Source organism: Thermococcus sp. 101 C5 (assembly GCF_009372125.1).
Taxonomy (GTDB): domain Archaea; phylum Methanobacteriota_B; class Thermococci; order Thermococcales; family Thermococcaceae; genus Thermococcus_A; species Thermococcus_A bergensis.
This window is the reverse complement of record NZ_WHIZ01000019.1, coordinates 1-14467: the sequence shown is the minus strand read 5'-3', so window position 1 is coordinate 14467 and position 14467 is coordinate 1. Positions and strand designations below refer to the sequence as shown.

Below are 14467 nucleotides of genomic sequence, written 5' to 3'. Positions count from 1 at the left end.
TATGAAAGGGGATATTGTTATCATCGGTGGAGGAATAACTGGCATTGCTTTGGCTCATGAGCTGGCCAGAAGAGGAGAAGACGTAGTGGTTCTCGAAAAGAGGTTCATAGGTTCAGGATCTACCTTTAGGTGTGGAACTGGAATCAGACAGCAGTTTGGTGATGAGGCAAACGTCCAAGTTATGAAACGCTCTGTGGAGCTGTGGAAAAAGTACAGCGAAGAATACGGATTCCCATTTAAGCAGACAGGTTATCTTTTCTTACTCTACAGTGAAGAAGAGATCAACCAATTCAAAGAGAACATCTCAATTCAAAATCGCTTTGGCGTCCCTACGAAACTCATAACCCCCGAAGAAGCAAAAGAGATAGTACCTCTTTTGGATGTAAGTGAAGTTATGGCGGCTTCATGGAACCCAACCGACGGAAAAGCTGACCCGTTCCATGCAACGACAGCTTTTGCCCTACATGCCCAGGAGATGGGAGCGAGAATATACGAATACACCGAAGTCAAAGACCTAATTATAGAAAAAGGCGAAATTAAGGGAGTAAAGACCAACAAAGGGACTATAAAAACGGGAATAGTCGTCAACGCGACCAATGCGTGGGCCAAGCTCATCAATGCAATGGCCAAGGTACCCATACGTATTCCCATAGAGCCCTACAAACACCAGGCGATAATAACTCAGCCGATAAAGAGGGATACAATAAACCCGATGGTGATTTCTTTCAAATATGAAGACTCTTACTTAACTCAAACTGACCACGGTGGAATAATTGGAGGAGTGGGCTACGAGGTGGGCCCAACTTACGATTTAAGCCCGTCTTATACATTCCTGCGTGAAGTTACAACCTACCTCTCGAAGATAGTTCCTGCAATTAGAGAGCTGTTGATCTTGAGAACATGGGCGGGTTACTATGCAAAGACTCCGGACAGCAACCCCGCAATTGGCAGGATAAATGAAATAGATGAATATTACATTGCGGCTGGTTTCAGTGGACACGGCTTCATGATGGCTCCAGCAGTTGCGGAAATGCTCTCGGATTTGATAACAAAAGGAAAGAGCAAGCTTCCGATTGAATGGTATGACCCTTACCGCTTTGAACGTGGAGAGCTTAGACAAAAAGCTTTGCAAATGGGTTGATTTCTCTACTCTATGTTTTTATTTTTGTTTTCTTTAACCAAAGGTGTATAACTTTTTTATGAAAAAATCTTCATAAATTGCTGTACTTTAGTTTACATCGGTGAAACTTTATGCGATTTACTGAACATCCTATTCTGGATTTCGAAAGAGTCCGCGGAAGAGAAGTCACAATTTATTTCGAAGGAAAGCCAATAAAGGCATATGAGGGCGAAACGATTGCAACGGCACTTCATGCTGCAGGCATAAGGATTTTTCAGCATTCCACAAAGAAACACAGGCCGAGAGGACTTTTCTGTGCAATTGGAAAGTGCTCCTCTTGCTTAATGAAGGTAAACGGCATCCCAAACGTAAGAACCTGTATAACACTTGTTGAAGAGGGCATGCAGATAGAGAGGCAGGATGAAAAGCCGGTTTTACCCAAGACGTCCAAGCCGCCTAAATGGAAGGAGCCTCCGAGGATTGAAGCGGATGTTGTCGTCATAGGAGGAGGACCAGCAGGAATGATGGCCGCTATAAACGCAAGCGATGCTGGGGCAAAGGTTGTTCTTTTGGATGAAAATCCAATGCTTGGAGGACAGCTGGTTAAGCAGACTCACAAGTTCTTCGGAAAGAGAGAGCAGTTTGCTGGAGTTAGAGGAATAAAGATAGCTGAAATATTGAGCGAAGAGCTCAAAAAGAGGGATATAGAGGTTTTCTTGGAGACTTCTGCGATAATGCTCCTCCAAGATGGAGACGAGAAGCTCGTGGTTGGAGTTAGAAAGAACAAAGAGCTGGTAGAATTCAAAGGAAAGACCGTTGTTGTCGCAACAGGAGCAATGGAAAGGATGATCCCCTTTGAGAACAACGATTTGCCCGGAGTTTATGGAGCTGGGGCGATTCAAACACTAATGAACACCTATGGGGTAAAACCGGGAGACAGGGTTTTAATAGTGGGGGCTGGCAACGTCGGGCTAATTCTGGCTTACCAGCTGTATCAAGCAGGAGTGAAAGTTGAAGCAATAGTGGAGGCAATGCCGAAGATAGGGGGCTATTTCGTTCATGCAGCTAAGGTTAGAAGGCTCGGTATTCCTATACTGACTAGACACACAATTTTACGGGCAGAGGGCAAAGAAAAAGTTGAAAGAGCAGTTGTTGCCCAGCTCGATGAGAACTGGAACGTTGTTCCGGGAAGTGAAAAAGTTTTCGAAGTTGACGTGATAGCTTTGGCCGTTGGATTGAGACCAAGTATAGAGCTTCTCCACCAAATTGGGTGCCAGATAAAGTACGTCCCGGAGCTTGGAGGGCATGTTGTAATCAGAGACTCAAGGATGGAGACGACAATAAAGGGAATTTTTGTTGCAGGTGATTCTGCAGAAATTGAGGAGGCTACCACAGCTATGCTTGAGGGGAAGATAGCCGGGATAAGTGCCGCTTTAGCTGCTGGAGTGGCTTCTCCAGGATGGCTTAAGGAAGTAGAAAAAACCCAGAGGGAGCTTGAAGAATTCAGGAGCGGGCCCTTCGGAAGAAAGGTTCTTGAAGGGCTTAAGAAGGTGGTGGTAGAATGAACGAGATTCCCCACTACTTAAGGGAAGGTTACCTGACTGTTGAAGAGCTGAAGAAGTATATTGGTCTGCCAAGCGAAGAAAGGCTGAGACAAAGACCGGTGGCTGTTCCAGAGTGCCCTCAGGAAATCCCGTGTACGCCGTGTAAGGAGGTATGCCCCACCAATGCTGTTCTTATGGAGCATCCAAATGCTGTCCCCCTTGTGGACTATGAAAAGTGCATTGGCTGTTCTCTCTGCGTGCAGATTTGTCCCGGACTGGCATTCTTCATGGTGCACTACATCGGAGATAAAGCTAGAGTGACAATGCCCCACGAAGTTCTTCCGGTTCCAGAGGTTGGTGAAGAGGTAATTCTGCTCAATAGGGTTGGTGAAGAGGTTGGAACGGGCAAAGTGGTCACGGTAATTCCAAGGGAAAAGAGCAAGGGTGATACGCCGATAATAACCGTGGAGATGCCAGTTGAATTAGCATGGGAGGTTAGAGCCGTTAAGGTGGTGAGAGAATGAGTGAAAGAGGCGAGAAGATAATATGCAGATGCAACGAGGTAACCGTTGAGGAAATTGAGGCACTTATTGAGCAGGGAATTACGGATATAGAGATGATAAAGCGCCTTTTGAGGATTGGTATGGGGCCTTGTCAGGGAAGAACATGCATTCCAATGGTGATAAGCATAATAGCAAGGAAAACCGGAAAGAGCCCGGACGAGATAAAACTTCCCGCAACGAGGATTCCGGTTAGACCAGTCCCAATAGGAGTTCTGGTAGGTGAGATGGATGAAGAGTAAAGCGGATGTAGTTGTCATAGGCGGAGGAAGTACGGGGACTTCTATAGCATACCATCTGGCAAAGCTCGGTGCAGATGTTGTTCTCGTTGAGAAGGGCTATCTTGGAAATGGCTCAACTTTTAGGTGCGCCACTGGAATCAGACAGCAATTTACCGATGAAGCAAACATAAAGCTCATGAAGTATAACATTGAAAGATGGAAAAAGCTCAGCGAAGAGCTTGGATACGATATAAACTTCAAGCAGACCGGCTATCTTTTCCTCGCAACAACTGAGGAGGAAGTTGAAGCGTTTAAGCAAAACATCAAGCTCCACAACAAGTTTGGTGCTCCAACAAGGCTTATAACACCGGAAGAAGCTAAGGAGATAGTACCTCTTTTGAATGCGGATGAGTTCTTAGCTGGTCAGTGGAACCCAACGGATGGGAAGGCAAATCCCTTCAAGACAGTCTTTGCCTTTGCAAGGAAAGCCAAAGAGCTCGGGGCGGAGATCTGTGAGTATACGGAAGTAACTGACATTATAGTGGAAAACAACGAAGTCAAAGGGGTGAAAACAAACAGGGGGACCATAAAAACTGACGTTGTTGTTAACGCTGCAAACGCTTGGGCACCGATAATAAACGAGATGGCTGGGTTGGATAGGGAGTTTATCCCAATAAAGCCTTATAAGCACCAGCTTGTCAAAACCGAGCCTATTAAGGAGGGACAGATAGAGCCCCTTGTTTGTCCGCCGGCATGGAACGATTCCTACGTAATTCAGGACGGAGAAGATGGGGGAATCCTTTGCGGAACGGGCTTAGAATACGGGCCAACTTACGACATGACGCCCACTTATGATTTCTTGAGGGAAGTGCTCAAATGGGCAACGAGAATAATCCCGGCACTGAAATACGTCCACGTACTAAGGCAGTGGGCTGGTTTCTATGCAAAGACTCCAGACAGCAACCCCGCAATTGGGAAGATCAACTACATAGATGGGTTTTATATTGCGGCTGGTTTCAGCGGACACGGCTTCATGATGGCTCCGGGAGTTGGAGAAGCAATAGCAGAGCTGATTGTCAAAGGAAAAACTCATGTACCGCTTGACTGGGAATGGTATGACCCACACCGCTTTGAGAGGGGAGAGCTCAGAAGCACAGCTTTCCAGATAGGGTGACCTTTTCTTCTTTTCTCTGCCTATTCTAATGAAAAGCTTTTTAACCCCTAATCTTTGAATGTGAGTGAAAGCAAAAATTTAAATAATGCTTTACTAATCGGCCATTAGTTGGGCTTTTCACGTTCACAAATTAGGGAGGGGTTAAGAATGGCAAGAAACAAACCGTTGGCAAAGAAGCTCCGTTTGGCAAAGGCAGCTAAGCAAAATAGGAGAGTTCCTGTTTGGGTTATTGTGAAAACCAACAGGAAGGTTTTGACTCACCCCAAGAGAAGATACTGGAGGAGAACCAAGCTTAAGGAGTGATGTGAGATGGCGGAAGAGAGAATTTACGTTGTTCCTATTAGAAAGGTCAAGAAGCTTGTTCCAAGATGGAAGAGAGCTCCAAGAGCCGCTCGCTTTGTTAGAGAGTTCATAGCCAGGCACACAAAGGCAGATGAGGTCATAATAGGTACAGACGTTAACGAAAAGATCTGGGAAAGAGGCATTGAGAAGCCACCAAGCAAGCTCCGCGTCAAGGTAACCATCGAAGAGAGGGAAGGCGTCAAGGTGGCTGAAGTTCACCTTGCCTGATTCCTAATTTTTTCCAATGAGGGAAAACCGAGGTGTGGAAATGCACATTGAAAGACTTGACTTTGAAAACTCACCATATCTTGGGGTATTCGGCTTGGCTACTGATAAGTTTGCCCTAGTTAGAGAAGGGCTTTCAGAGAAGAAGCTTGATGTCCTCAGGGAAGTTTTAAAGGTTCCTGTTATTGAAACCAGCATAATGAAGTCCAGGATAGTTGGAATTTTCGCTGCCGCAAACTCAAATGCTATTGTAGTCCCCTATTACATCTGGGACTCCGAACTTGAGCACATTAAAACTTCCCTAGAAGAGAACGGGCTGGATGTTAGAGTTGAACCCGTTTTGAGCAAGCTTACTGCCTTTGGAAACCTTATACTTGTGAACGATAAAGCTGCTTTGATAAGCTCGAAGTTTACGAGGGAAGAAGCAAAGCAGTTTGAAGATATCTTTGATGTCGAAGTTGAGAGGGGCATAATAGCTAGCTACCACGCCGTTGGGAGCGTCGGGGTTGTTACGAACAAAGGCGGTCTTGTTCACCCCGAGGCAACTGACGAAGAACTTGAATGGCTTAGAGACCTATTTAAGGTTGATATTTATGTTGGAACCGCTAACATGGGTGTCCCCTTTGTGGGTTCATGCATGATTGCAAATTCCTTTGGTGTTGTAGTTGGCCACCTTACAACGGGTCCTGAGATTGTTAAGATTGAAGAAGCGTTAGGGTTTTTGGGGTGAGGGACAATGGAAGTTAAGGTGTTCAGAGTTAATGGAATCTTCGAAAAGAACGGAAAGAAGTTCAAGTTTACCAAGGAGTACAGGGCTCTAAAGCCAGAAGACGTCAAAGAGCTCGTCCTTTCAGAAATCGGAAGCAAGCACCGCGTTAAGAGGTCAAAAATATACATACAGGGCATTGAAGAGATAAAGCCGGAAGAAGCTGAGGACATAGTGGTTAGAAGACTCAGCCTGGAACTCGCTTGATATTTTATCTTTTTTAACCAACACCCTTAAAAACTTCTTCAGTTACTCTTTTTTGGTGATGGGAATGGAAAACAGGGAACAACTTGAGAGGCTGGCTTATGAGTATCAGCTTTTACAGGCCCAGGCAGAGCTTTTAGCTCAGAACCTTGAACTTTTAACCCTTGGGAGGAACGAGTTTCAGGCAGTGAAGGAAACCCTTGAGAGCTTAAAGAACGTTGAAGAAGAGAATCCTGAAATCTTAGTTCCAATAGGGGCTGGTTCGTTCTTAAAGGGAAGGATAGAAGACAAGCACAATGCCATAGTTAGCGTTGGTTCCGGTTATGCGATTGAGAAGAGCTTGGATGAAGCCATAGCTTACCTTGATGAAAGAATTAAAGAATACGAAAGTGCCATCGCCAAGACTCAGGAGGCACTGCATCAGATACAGCACAAGCTCCAGGATCTTGCTCAAAAAGCCCAAGAGTTGCAGCAAAAGCAGGCAATGAGCTTCAAAGTCCCCAAGGAGTAGCTTCTTCCATTGGAGTGGCCTCAAACTCAATTTCTTCTTTTATATCCGGTCAGAATGGAATATCAAGTGCTAGCTATCTGCAAAATTTCAGAAAAAGGCCGTACGAGCTTTTTGTTTTTCTCTTCAAAAATGAAAGCCTGGAATCAGAGGTGAGGACTACTTTCCTCATTGACTTTTCCCCTATACCACTCAATTGTTCTCGATAGCCCGTCTTCAAGTGAATACTCCGGCTTGAAACCAAGTTTTCTGATTTCGCTTATATCTGCCTGGCTGTGTCTTATATCGCCGGGTCTTGGCTTATCAAAGACAATTGAGCTTGAAGAATTCGTGGCATCGATAATTTTGAGCGCAAGTTCAAGTATTGTGGTTCGCTCTCCTCTAGCAACGTTGAAGACCTTTCCATTTGCCTTACTGCTTTCGGCAGCAAGGATGTTTGCTTTTACAACATCTTTCACGTAAATAAAGTCTCTTGTCTGCTTTCCATCGCCGTAGATTATTAATGGTTCCTCTCTAAGGGCCCTGTTTATGAAGATGCTTATTACACCGGCATATTGATTGTAACCCTGCCTCTCTCCAAAGACATTGAAGTACCTCAGGCTTACGGTTGGGATTCCATAAAGCTCGTAAAAGACCTTACAGTAGTATTCTCCGGTTATCTTCGTCACACCGTATGGGGACAAGGGTTTAGGGTTTTCGCTCTCTTTGAGTGGAAGGTTCTGGTTGTCTCCATAAACTGCGGCAGATGAAGCAAATATCAGCTTTCCATGCCCCTCACTCAGGGCTTTTAAAATGTTTAAAGTGCCAAGAACGTTTATCTCCTCTGTGAGAATTGGCTTCTCTACGCTCTCAACAACGCTGACTAAAGCTGCTTCATGAAAAACGTAATCAGCTTGGGAGATTAGCTCCGCTATGCTATGATAGTCCCTTATATCAGCCTGAATGAACTTCACATTTGGCGGAACATTCTCAACTTTACCGGAATAAAGGTTGTCTATCACTATTACCTCGTTTTCTTTGCTGAGTTCTTCAGCTATGTGAGAGCCTATGAACCCTGCCCCTCCGGTGACCACAATTAGCTTGTTCTTCATCATTGACCTCCCTCATCCCGAGTTGTCTTATTATGGAAATTTATAATTTGCGGGTTGTCATTTGCCCTTTTGGAAGGACAGAAAAATTAAAAAGTAAAGATTTTAATGTCTTGCTCATTGGAGAAAGCCATATGCTGCAAAAACTTTTATTCTCCCGTTGCTAAATTCTTTGACGAGTTTGTATTTGCCAGACTCCTCTATGTCTTCCAGCATGATCTTGTCTATGTTAGTTTTATACTGCCACACAATCAAATCAAACTTGCCCTCCCTAATGCTGGTTTTTATGTGGTCCGTTGGGAGCAGCTGATAGACCTTTGCTTCAGGGAAGTAATAACCAGCCAGCATGTAAAGCCTCGGACTTACTCCAATGACTCTTGGACTGAAGTTCTCGCTGGCATATTGAAAAGTCCTTCCTTCCTCAAGGTACTGACCGTCCCATGCTTGTTTATATTGAAGCGAGTGATAGGTAGATGACGCAAGGGCGATCCCTATAACAATGACTAAAAAGACCTTTTTGAGTCTATTTTGAGATGGGACATATTTGGAAAATAGCTCGCTAGCTAAGAAAGCTCCCTGTGCACAGAGTATTCCCGCAAGAGGCATTAAGAAAGTCAAAAATCTCACTTCTTTGTGTGTAACGGTCAATATTCCCGCAAGACCAACGGCTCCCCAGCTAATTACTAACCATCCTACATTGTCTTTTTCAAGGCTTCCAAACCCTAAAAGGATTAGTATTGCAAGTGGAATTCCAAGGGTTTCTAGAACCCAGCTGAGGTATTCAAATGCTGAAACCGGTGTATCCAGTGTAATGACCCTCGTTGCAATTGAAAATGGCCTAAGGGCCCCTCCATAGTAGAGATGGCCCAAATACAGCCAAGGTGCGAGAGTTAAAGCTAAGAGTGCAAATCCTACGTAAGTTTCTTTTTTCTTGAGCCAGTCCCAGTGGGAGACCAAGTACAGATACGCTATAAAGACCCCGATTATTGAAAGCCCTGTATAGCGGGTTAAAATCGCCAGGCCCGCGGATACAAATGATGCGTAGAGCATTTTGGCGTTTCCATCTCTATACCCTTTGTATAACAAAAATACTGCCAAGGTATAGAAGAACGAAAATTCGCTGTGAACTAAAGCTCTATTTGACATTGTGAAGCTCAATGGATTCAGGATATAAAATAGGCTTGCAACCACACCCTTTTTCTGGTCCTTAAAAAGCTCCACTGTAAATATATACACTAGCGCGGCGGTTAAGGCGTAGAAAACTGCAGAAACTGTTCTTGCTATCTCTAAATGATATTCGTAACCAAAAATGCGATAGAATATGGAGAGCGTATAGGGGTACAGAGGAGGGCGGTACATCATGTAAACTCCCTGGTACGTAAAGTTTGAGGGGCTTTTTGCGAGGTTTCTTGCAACGTTAATGTATAGGCCCTCATCGTAGGTTATACTCAACTTGGGGGGCTTGAGAAGTAAGCCCAAACACAACGCCAGTAGAAATATAGAAGCCAAAATCACCCTGCTTCCAGCGATATCCTTTATTTTATTGACCTGCATTTCTCATCCCTCCAACAGTAGCAAAGTAAGCTGAGCCCATTAAAATACCAAAGTTCAAAGCGTCAAAGCCATTTTCAATTGCTAGGATTAAAAAGGTCAAGCTGAGAGCTCTAAACATAGGCATCTTTTCCGAATCTTTCAATGCCAACCCAACAAGGAAGGCTTCAAAAAGCCCAAAAATGCCAAAATCATATGCAGGTTGTCCAAAAATTGTATACGTGTAGTTGTTCACCTTGCCAAAAAGCGCTGCGACGTATTCTCGGGCACTTGGATTGAGGAGAAGAAGTTCAAATTTTCCAAATGGCATCCCCAGTGAAAAAAGCTTCTCATAAACCATGTAAGAGAATCCAGCTCTATAGAGTAAGCTCTGGACAAAGCCGAGCTTCCAAATGGGATATACGCTCTTCGTTGCGTAGAAGCGTGCCAAAAATGCTAAAGCGACCAGGGGGATACCAACTACCAAGAGCCGTTTGAGCTCCTTTTTCTCAGCCCTAAATAAGTAGGCTAAAAAAATCATGAGGGCATTGGTTCTGGATGTTGAAATTACTGCAAAAACTTCCCCCACGAGGAAAACAATAAGGCTTGGCCGGTATGCAATGAGCAAAGACGCAAAAAGGGCAGACGCGATGTAAAGTTCTTTTAAATTGCTGTATCTCGTCTGAGGGTTTAGAATGGGAATCACACCCTTCCACATCGCTAAAAGAGGGGGTATAACTAACAAAGCTATCCCAACATAGTAAGCGTGTTTGTGATATCTGCCGGTACTCCCTCTTAGAACATGCACCCCTCCCAAGAGGACGATTAAAGCGACCAGAACTCCAAAAATTCCCGCGGCTGAACTGGCTATAATGCCAAGGATTAGGTAAACATAAGCCCTCTCGAATGGGAGGTTAAACCTATTTTCGATGCTGTATCCCGAAAATACTGCCAGAGAAAATGTTAGAGCATAGAAAAACGCACCTGAACTAAACTCACCGAGGTAACCCCTAAAAATGAACTTTCCAAGCAGTGCAAGCGATAGGTAAGTGGCTAAAAAGAGGGCAAATATCCTGCCACTATCCAACTCTCGTCACCCTTATGGAGTATTTACCCCGTATCAGGGCGTAGAAGCCTATGAAAAAGAAGACATAAACCGGTAAATCCAGAACCCCCGTTTCAACGCCCACGATGCCATAGGCAAGAGTGGTGTAGTAAACTACCTTCAAAAGGAGGCTCTCAGCTTTGCTTATCATGCCATAATATATCCCGAGCAAAAAGCCCTCCAAAATTGAAAATACCCCAAAATCCAGGTACATGCCCCCCAAAAGCGTTGGGGTTATTGAAACACCTGTCTTGACGTACAAAAAGCGAGCCACTAAGTACCTTGGAGAATATCCGCCCAAGAAATACGACCTAATTCCCGCCCACTGGAGGTGGCCGTGATAGAAGCCATGCCAGGGGGCTCTGTCGATTATAACGTCTAAAACAGATGTCGTAGCTTGGATTCTAATGAGCTGACTGCTTATCGCATCTCCCCTCAAGAGAGCAATCCCAATAAGCCCGACCAAAATTAGGAGCGAAAAAGATACTAAATACTTTAAATCAAAGCTTCTCCTCTCGGAATAAGCGGCTCCTAATGCCAAGAAACTAACCAAAACTGGAGTTCTGTACCCGTATAATGCCACGAGAAGCGGGTAAGCAAGCGAGTATTTCTTCCCTTTTGAAAAAAGATATACACTGGATGGAACACCCAAAAAGTACGTCAAAGCCGTTAGGCGAGGATTTAATAAGTGCCTGGCTGACGAATCCAGAAGGGGCACCCTTCTAATCATAAATATCTGAAGCACGATCAAAAGTAGCGAGATTAAAAATGCCCAGACTAAGTGTTCCTCTTTTATGAATTTGAATTCTCTCTCTTTCCAAGGTATCTTTTCGCCTTTAAAAACCCCATAAGAAAAAGCTGCTGCAAAAAGTGTGCCTACTAAGAGAGTCTTATATGAAGCAATTCCCAAAGTTATGAAAGTCACGAAGAGGATGGGAATTAGGAGAGGGAGCCCTGGTCTCATGGGGTTTTCACCTCTAATAGCTTGAAGGGCAAGTTGCGTTCTTCTGAGTTCACGTAAAGTGTTCCGTACAGGTAAATCTCCTTATCTCCAATGTATTCCTCCAACATCCCAATTGGTACCATCCCGGCTGTTAAAATCACACCATCAGGGAGGGACTGCTTTACATCAATTGACCCATAAGTAAGGTAATCCACGGCATATTTGAGCTTCCCTATCTCTATTGGGTTGGTAAGCCCCTTTACAAAGATCATCCCGGAAAAGCGCTCGGAGTAGGAATCTACTTTGAGCTGCTCAATAACTTCACTGCACTTTCCGGTTATGGGTGGGAGCTCGTAAACATAAACGTTTCCCTTTACTTCAATTTCAATATGCTTCGCCATTATGTCTTCCTTTGTGGCAGAGGGGCCCCCTATAGTGAGCCTTTTCCCGTCCTTAACAATGTAAATTGTTGATCCGCTAACCGAAAAAAGCTCACCTTCCAAAGTTTTTCCGTCCACAGTTTCCACGAAAACGGTGACGTTAAACCCTTTTGTGACCAGATCGAAGCCTTCATTCGCAGCTTCGTAGATTTCTCCCCCTAGATAGTGGTCAGTATAATAATTGGCTACAAAGCCAAGAAGAGCTATTACAGCTATTAGCATGAAGACTTTCTTATTCGCCACACTTACCACCAAAATCCAGTGGAATTAAAAATTATAAAAGGCTTACCATGTTCTCAGAGATCTTTTCCTAGATGGCTTCGGAAGGCGACGCTTAATCGATAGCACTACAAAAAATATAAATATGAAGATGTCAAAATTTTATTGATGTCAATGTTCTTCAAGCCAAGTGATGCTCCAAAAAATGCCATTGAGTTACTTGAAGAGCTTACCCCGTTAGTTGGTGGATTAGAGAACAGCAGCGTAGCGGGGGTTATAACCACCGATGCTCTCGCTCAAAACCTGATTCAATACTCATCGATTGCAAATGCTTTGAATTCGGAGATTCCGACCTACTATCTAGAACCCACAAATGGGTTTTCCACAAAGCTGCTCAGCAAGTTCTCGGAGAAAAGCGAGAACATCTTAATGGGCAAGGTTTACACCCTGGGAGAGCTCCTAGATGCACTTGGGATGGTTCATGATGACTCCTTTGTTTTTGTATCAAACTTTGGGGTCCTCGAGGAAATAGACAAAAAGGGCATGCTGGAGCTGAGAAAAATCGTTGATAGGAAGGGCATCTTTCTGGTGCTTTCTCACAATGCCCTTGAGATAAACGAACTCAACCTAATCTCCGAGTTTAGGAGACTTTTCTTCGTCCCGGAGCTTTTTGAATATCTTCTGGTCATGAGAGTCAGCGGCTATAGAGGGCACTACAGGCTAAATCTAACCGTTCTTAAAGCTCCCTCAGAATTTGTAAAGAATACTGGCGAACACAGCATACCCATAGACTCGAAGGTAAAGATGATTTTAGAATAGCTCGATGTATCCAATACCTAGAAAGTACCTTGCATAAACTGCAAGGAAAAACAGGGCGGAGACTATTCCGAGTGCTATGTAATCCCTTGCTTTCATCTTGATGTTATAGAGAAAAGTCCTCCTTTTGCTTGCTCCGAATGCTCTGCTTTCCAGAGCTATGCTGAGCTCATGGGCAGTTTTTATTGATGCAACTATCAGAGGGATTAAAATGGGGACTGTATTTTTAGCCCTCTGGATAAAGTTGCCCTTTTCAAGCTCAAGCCCTCTTGACTTTTGGGCGTCCATTATGGTCTGGGCCAGTATGTAGAGGGTTGGGATGTACCTGAGGGCTATTGTTAATGTAAGGCCAATCCCGTAGGGCATTCCCATTTTAATGAACCCAAGGATAAGATCCCTTTGGGGCGTTGTCATTATCAGGCCCAGAGTGAGCAGGGCAACCGAAAGAAGCCTTATTCCATAACCAAATCCTATAAAGAGGCCAAAATACCATGGTTTTAGAATAAACGGCCATATGACCATCGCAACTATGGAGATTGGGATGATAGGTTTGAGGGCTTTGAAGATTTCCTTAATCGTTATCTTTCCCAAGAGAACAAGGGTGGAAACTATCAGGAGGAAAATAGAGAAGAGCAAAAGGGGAGAGTTAAAGAGAATTAAAGCTACTATGCCAAAGAACGAACCGATTATCTTCACCCTTGGATCAAGCCGGTGGATGAGGGAGTCCCTTTCAAGGTACAGCGTGTACATCATGTTCTCATCTCCAAAGCCTTTACAAACTCCTCAACGTCTCTAACAAATCCTAAACCTGCTTTTTCGCTTATTTTGAGAAGTTTCGGCTTATCCAAGTCGTATTTTCTTAAATCGAGCTCAAAAAATTCCTCAACATCTCCATCAAAAACCTTCTGTCCTTGATACAGGAGCACAACTCTCTCTGCCAGCTCGAGAACCAAATCCATTTCGTGGGTTATTAAGAGTATCCCGTGCCCTTCTCTGTGAAGGTTTCTAATTATTTTCTTCACGCTTTCGGCATTTTTTTCATCGAGTCCTGTAGTTGGCTCGTCGAGGATTAGATATTTGGGCTTCATGGCCAATATACATGCTATTGCTAAACGTTGCTTTTCCCCACCGCTGAGGGAATAAGGGGAACGATCCTCATAACCCTCAAGGTTGACCTCTCTCAATGCCCACTTAACTCTCTCTTCAACCTCTTTCTCTGAGAGACCGAGATTTTTAGGGCCAAAGGCAACTTCCTTAAAGACGTTCTCCTCAAAGAACATATGCTCTGGATTCTGGAAAACGTAACCAACAACCCTCGCAAGCTCGGCGACACTATATTTCCTAGTGTCCATTCCATCCACTATAACTTCGCCTTTTGTTGGCTTTAAAAGTCCGTTCAAGTGCTTTGCAAGGGTTGTTTTCCCAGAACCGTTGGGGCCAACCAGAGCTATAATCTCGTTTCCAAAAGTTAAACTAACCCCCTTGAGAGCTTCTTTTCTCCCTTCATAGACATGCCACAGATTCCTTACCTCTATCATCTTCCAAGAGTTTGATGTAATGCTTTAAAAAATTGCCCCTGCTGGCAGGGCGTGTTTAGTTTCACCCCCTGTTATTTAAACAGTATTTGACTCTGAGGAGGATTTTCAGACCATAACACATTAC

General features: G+C 44.2%; 18 protein-coding genes. 11 read left to right on the top strand and 7 right to left on the bottom strand.

Annotated features, from left to right (window positions below; all coding sequences use genetic code 11):
• Position 1 precedes the first annotated feature (1 nt).
• From GBV73_RS04320 to pfdA, 10 genes are all read left to right on the top strand, one after another.
• The gene (locus GBV73_RS04320) at positions 2–1141 is read left to right on the top strand and encodes an FAD-binding oxidoreductase (protein WP_152879555.1); all 1140 of its coding nucleotides are present in this window, start codon (positions 2–4) and stop codon (positions 1139–1141) included.
• A 110-nt stretch (positions 1142–1251) separates the two neighbouring features.
• Positions 1252–2685 carry an FAD-dependent oxidoreductase gene (locus tag GBV73_RS04315; RefSeq protein WP_042700939.1) on the top strand — a complete coding sequence of 478 codons (1434 nt, stop codon included), beginning with the start codon at positions 1252–1254 and terminating at the stop codon, positions 2683–2685.
• A complete protein-coding gene (locus GBV73_RS04310; RefSeq protein ID WP_042700937.1) occupies positions 2682–3188 on the top strand; it encodes a 4Fe-4S binding protein in 507 nt (168 codons plus the stop codon). The genes GBV73_RS04315 and GBV73_RS04310 overlap by 4 nt, the downstream gene beginning before the upstream one ends.
• Positions 3185–3466, top strand: a complete 282-nt coding sequence (locus tag GBV73_RS04305; RefSeq protein ID WP_042700934.1) for a (2Fe-2S)-binding protein — start codon at positions 3185–3187, stop codon at positions 3464–3466. Before GBV73_RS04310 ends, GBV73_RS04305 begins: the two co-directional genes overlap by 4 nt.
• Positions 3456–4619, top strand: a complete 1164-nt coding sequence (locus GBV73_RS04300) for an FAD-binding oxidoreductase (RefSeq protein WP_042700931.1) — start codon at positions 3456–3458, stop codon at positions 4617–4619. The genes GBV73_RS04305 and GBV73_RS04300 overlap by 11 nt, the downstream gene beginning before the upstream one ends.
• 147 nt (positions 4620–4766) lie before the next feature.
• Entirely contained in the window at positions 4767–4922 is a 156-nt protein-coding gene (locus GBV73_RS04295; protein WP_042700928.1) for a 50S ribosomal protein L39e, read from the top strand.
• A gap of 6 nt (positions 4923–4928) precedes the next feature.
• Entirely contained in the window at positions 4929–5189 is a 261-nt protein-coding gene (locus GBV73_RS04290) for a 50S ribosomal protein L31e (RefSeq protein ID WP_152879553.1), read from the top strand.
• A gap of 40 nt (positions 5190–5229) precedes the next feature.
• Positions 5230–5916: a translation initiation factor IF-6 gene (locus GBV73_RS04285; protein WP_152879551.1), complete on the top strand. Its 687-nt coding sequence runs from the start codon at positions 5230–5232 to the stop codon at positions 5914–5916.
• Between the two features lie 6 nt (positions 5917–5922).
• Positions 5923–6159 (top strand): 50S ribosomal protein L18Ae, encoded by a 237-nt coding sequence (gene rpl18a / locus GBV73_RS04280; RefSeq protein ID WP_042700920.1) that lies wholly within the window; start codon positions 5923–5925, stop codon positions 6157–6159.
• A 64-nt stretch (positions 6160–6223) separates the two neighbouring features.
• Positions 6224–6667 carry a prefoldin subunit alpha gene (gene pfdA, locus GBV73_RS04275; RefSeq protein ID WP_152879585.1) on the top strand — a complete coding sequence of 148 codons (444 nt, stop codon included), beginning with the start codon at positions 6224–6226 and terminating at the stop codon, positions 6665–6667.
• A 143-nt stretch (positions 6668–6810) separates the two neighbouring features.
• Here the strand turns inward: pfdA and GBV73_RS04270 are convergent, their stop codons facing one another.
• The 5 genes from GBV73_RS04270 to GBV73_RS04250 form a co-directional block, all read right to left on the bottom strand.
• On the bottom strand, positions 6811–7758 hold the full coding sequence (locus GBV73_RS04270) for an SDR family oxidoreductase (RefSeq protein ID WP_042700916.1): 948 nt from the start codon (positions 7756–7758) through the stop codon (positions 6811–6813).
• A gap of 111 nt (positions 7759–7869) precedes the next feature.
• Complete coding sequence (locus GBV73_RS04265; protein WP_152879549.1) at positions 7870–9306, bottom strand: glycosyltransferase family 39 protein; 1437 nt, start codon at positions 9304–9306, stop codon at positions 7870–7872.
• A complete protein-coding gene (locus GBV73_RS04260) occupies positions 9293–10369 on the bottom strand; it encodes a hypothetical protein (RefSeq protein ID WP_152879547.1) in 1077 nt (358 codons plus the stop codon). Before GBV73_RS04260 ends, GBV73_RS04265 begins: the two co-directional genes overlap by 14 nt.
• Positions 10362–11351: a hypothetical protein gene (locus GBV73_RS04255; protein WP_042700907.1), complete on the bottom strand. Its 990-nt coding sequence runs from the start codon at positions 11349–11351 to the stop codon at positions 10362–10364. Before GBV73_RS04255 ends, GBV73_RS04260 begins: the two co-directional genes overlap by 8 nt.
• Positions 11348–12022 carry a hypothetical protein gene (locus GBV73_RS04250; protein ID WP_371717008.1) on the bottom strand — a complete coding sequence of 225 codons (675 nt, stop codon included), beginning with the start codon at positions 12020–12022 and terminating at the stop codon, positions 11348–11350. Before GBV73_RS04250 ends, GBV73_RS04255 begins: the two co-directional genes overlap by 4 nt.
• Positions 12023–12157: 135 nt before the next feature.
• Here GBV73_RS04250 and GBV73_RS04245 point away from each other — a divergent pair, with 135 nt between their 5' ends.
• A complete protein-coding gene (locus tag GBV73_RS04245; RefSeq protein WP_253910293.1) occupies positions 12158–12808 on the top strand; it encodes a hypothetical protein in 651 nt (216 codons plus the stop codon).
• Here the strand turns inward: GBV73_RS04245 and GBV73_RS04240 are convergent.
• A complete protein-coding gene (locus GBV73_RS04240; RefSeq protein WP_152879544.1) occupies positions 12800–13558 on the bottom strand; it encodes an energy-coupling factor transporter transmembrane protein EcfT in 759 nt (252 codons plus the stop codon). The genes GBV73_RS04245 and GBV73_RS04240 overlap by 9 nt on opposite strands.
• Complete coding sequence (locus tag GBV73_RS04235) at positions 13555–14343, bottom strand: energy-coupling factor ABC transporter ATP-binding protein (RefSeq protein WP_042700899.1); 789 nt, start codon at positions 14341–14343, stop codon at positions 13555–13557. Before GBV73_RS04235 ends, GBV73_RS04240 begins: the two co-directional genes overlap by 4 nt.
• Between the last annotated feature and the right edge of the window lie 124 nt (positions 14344–14467).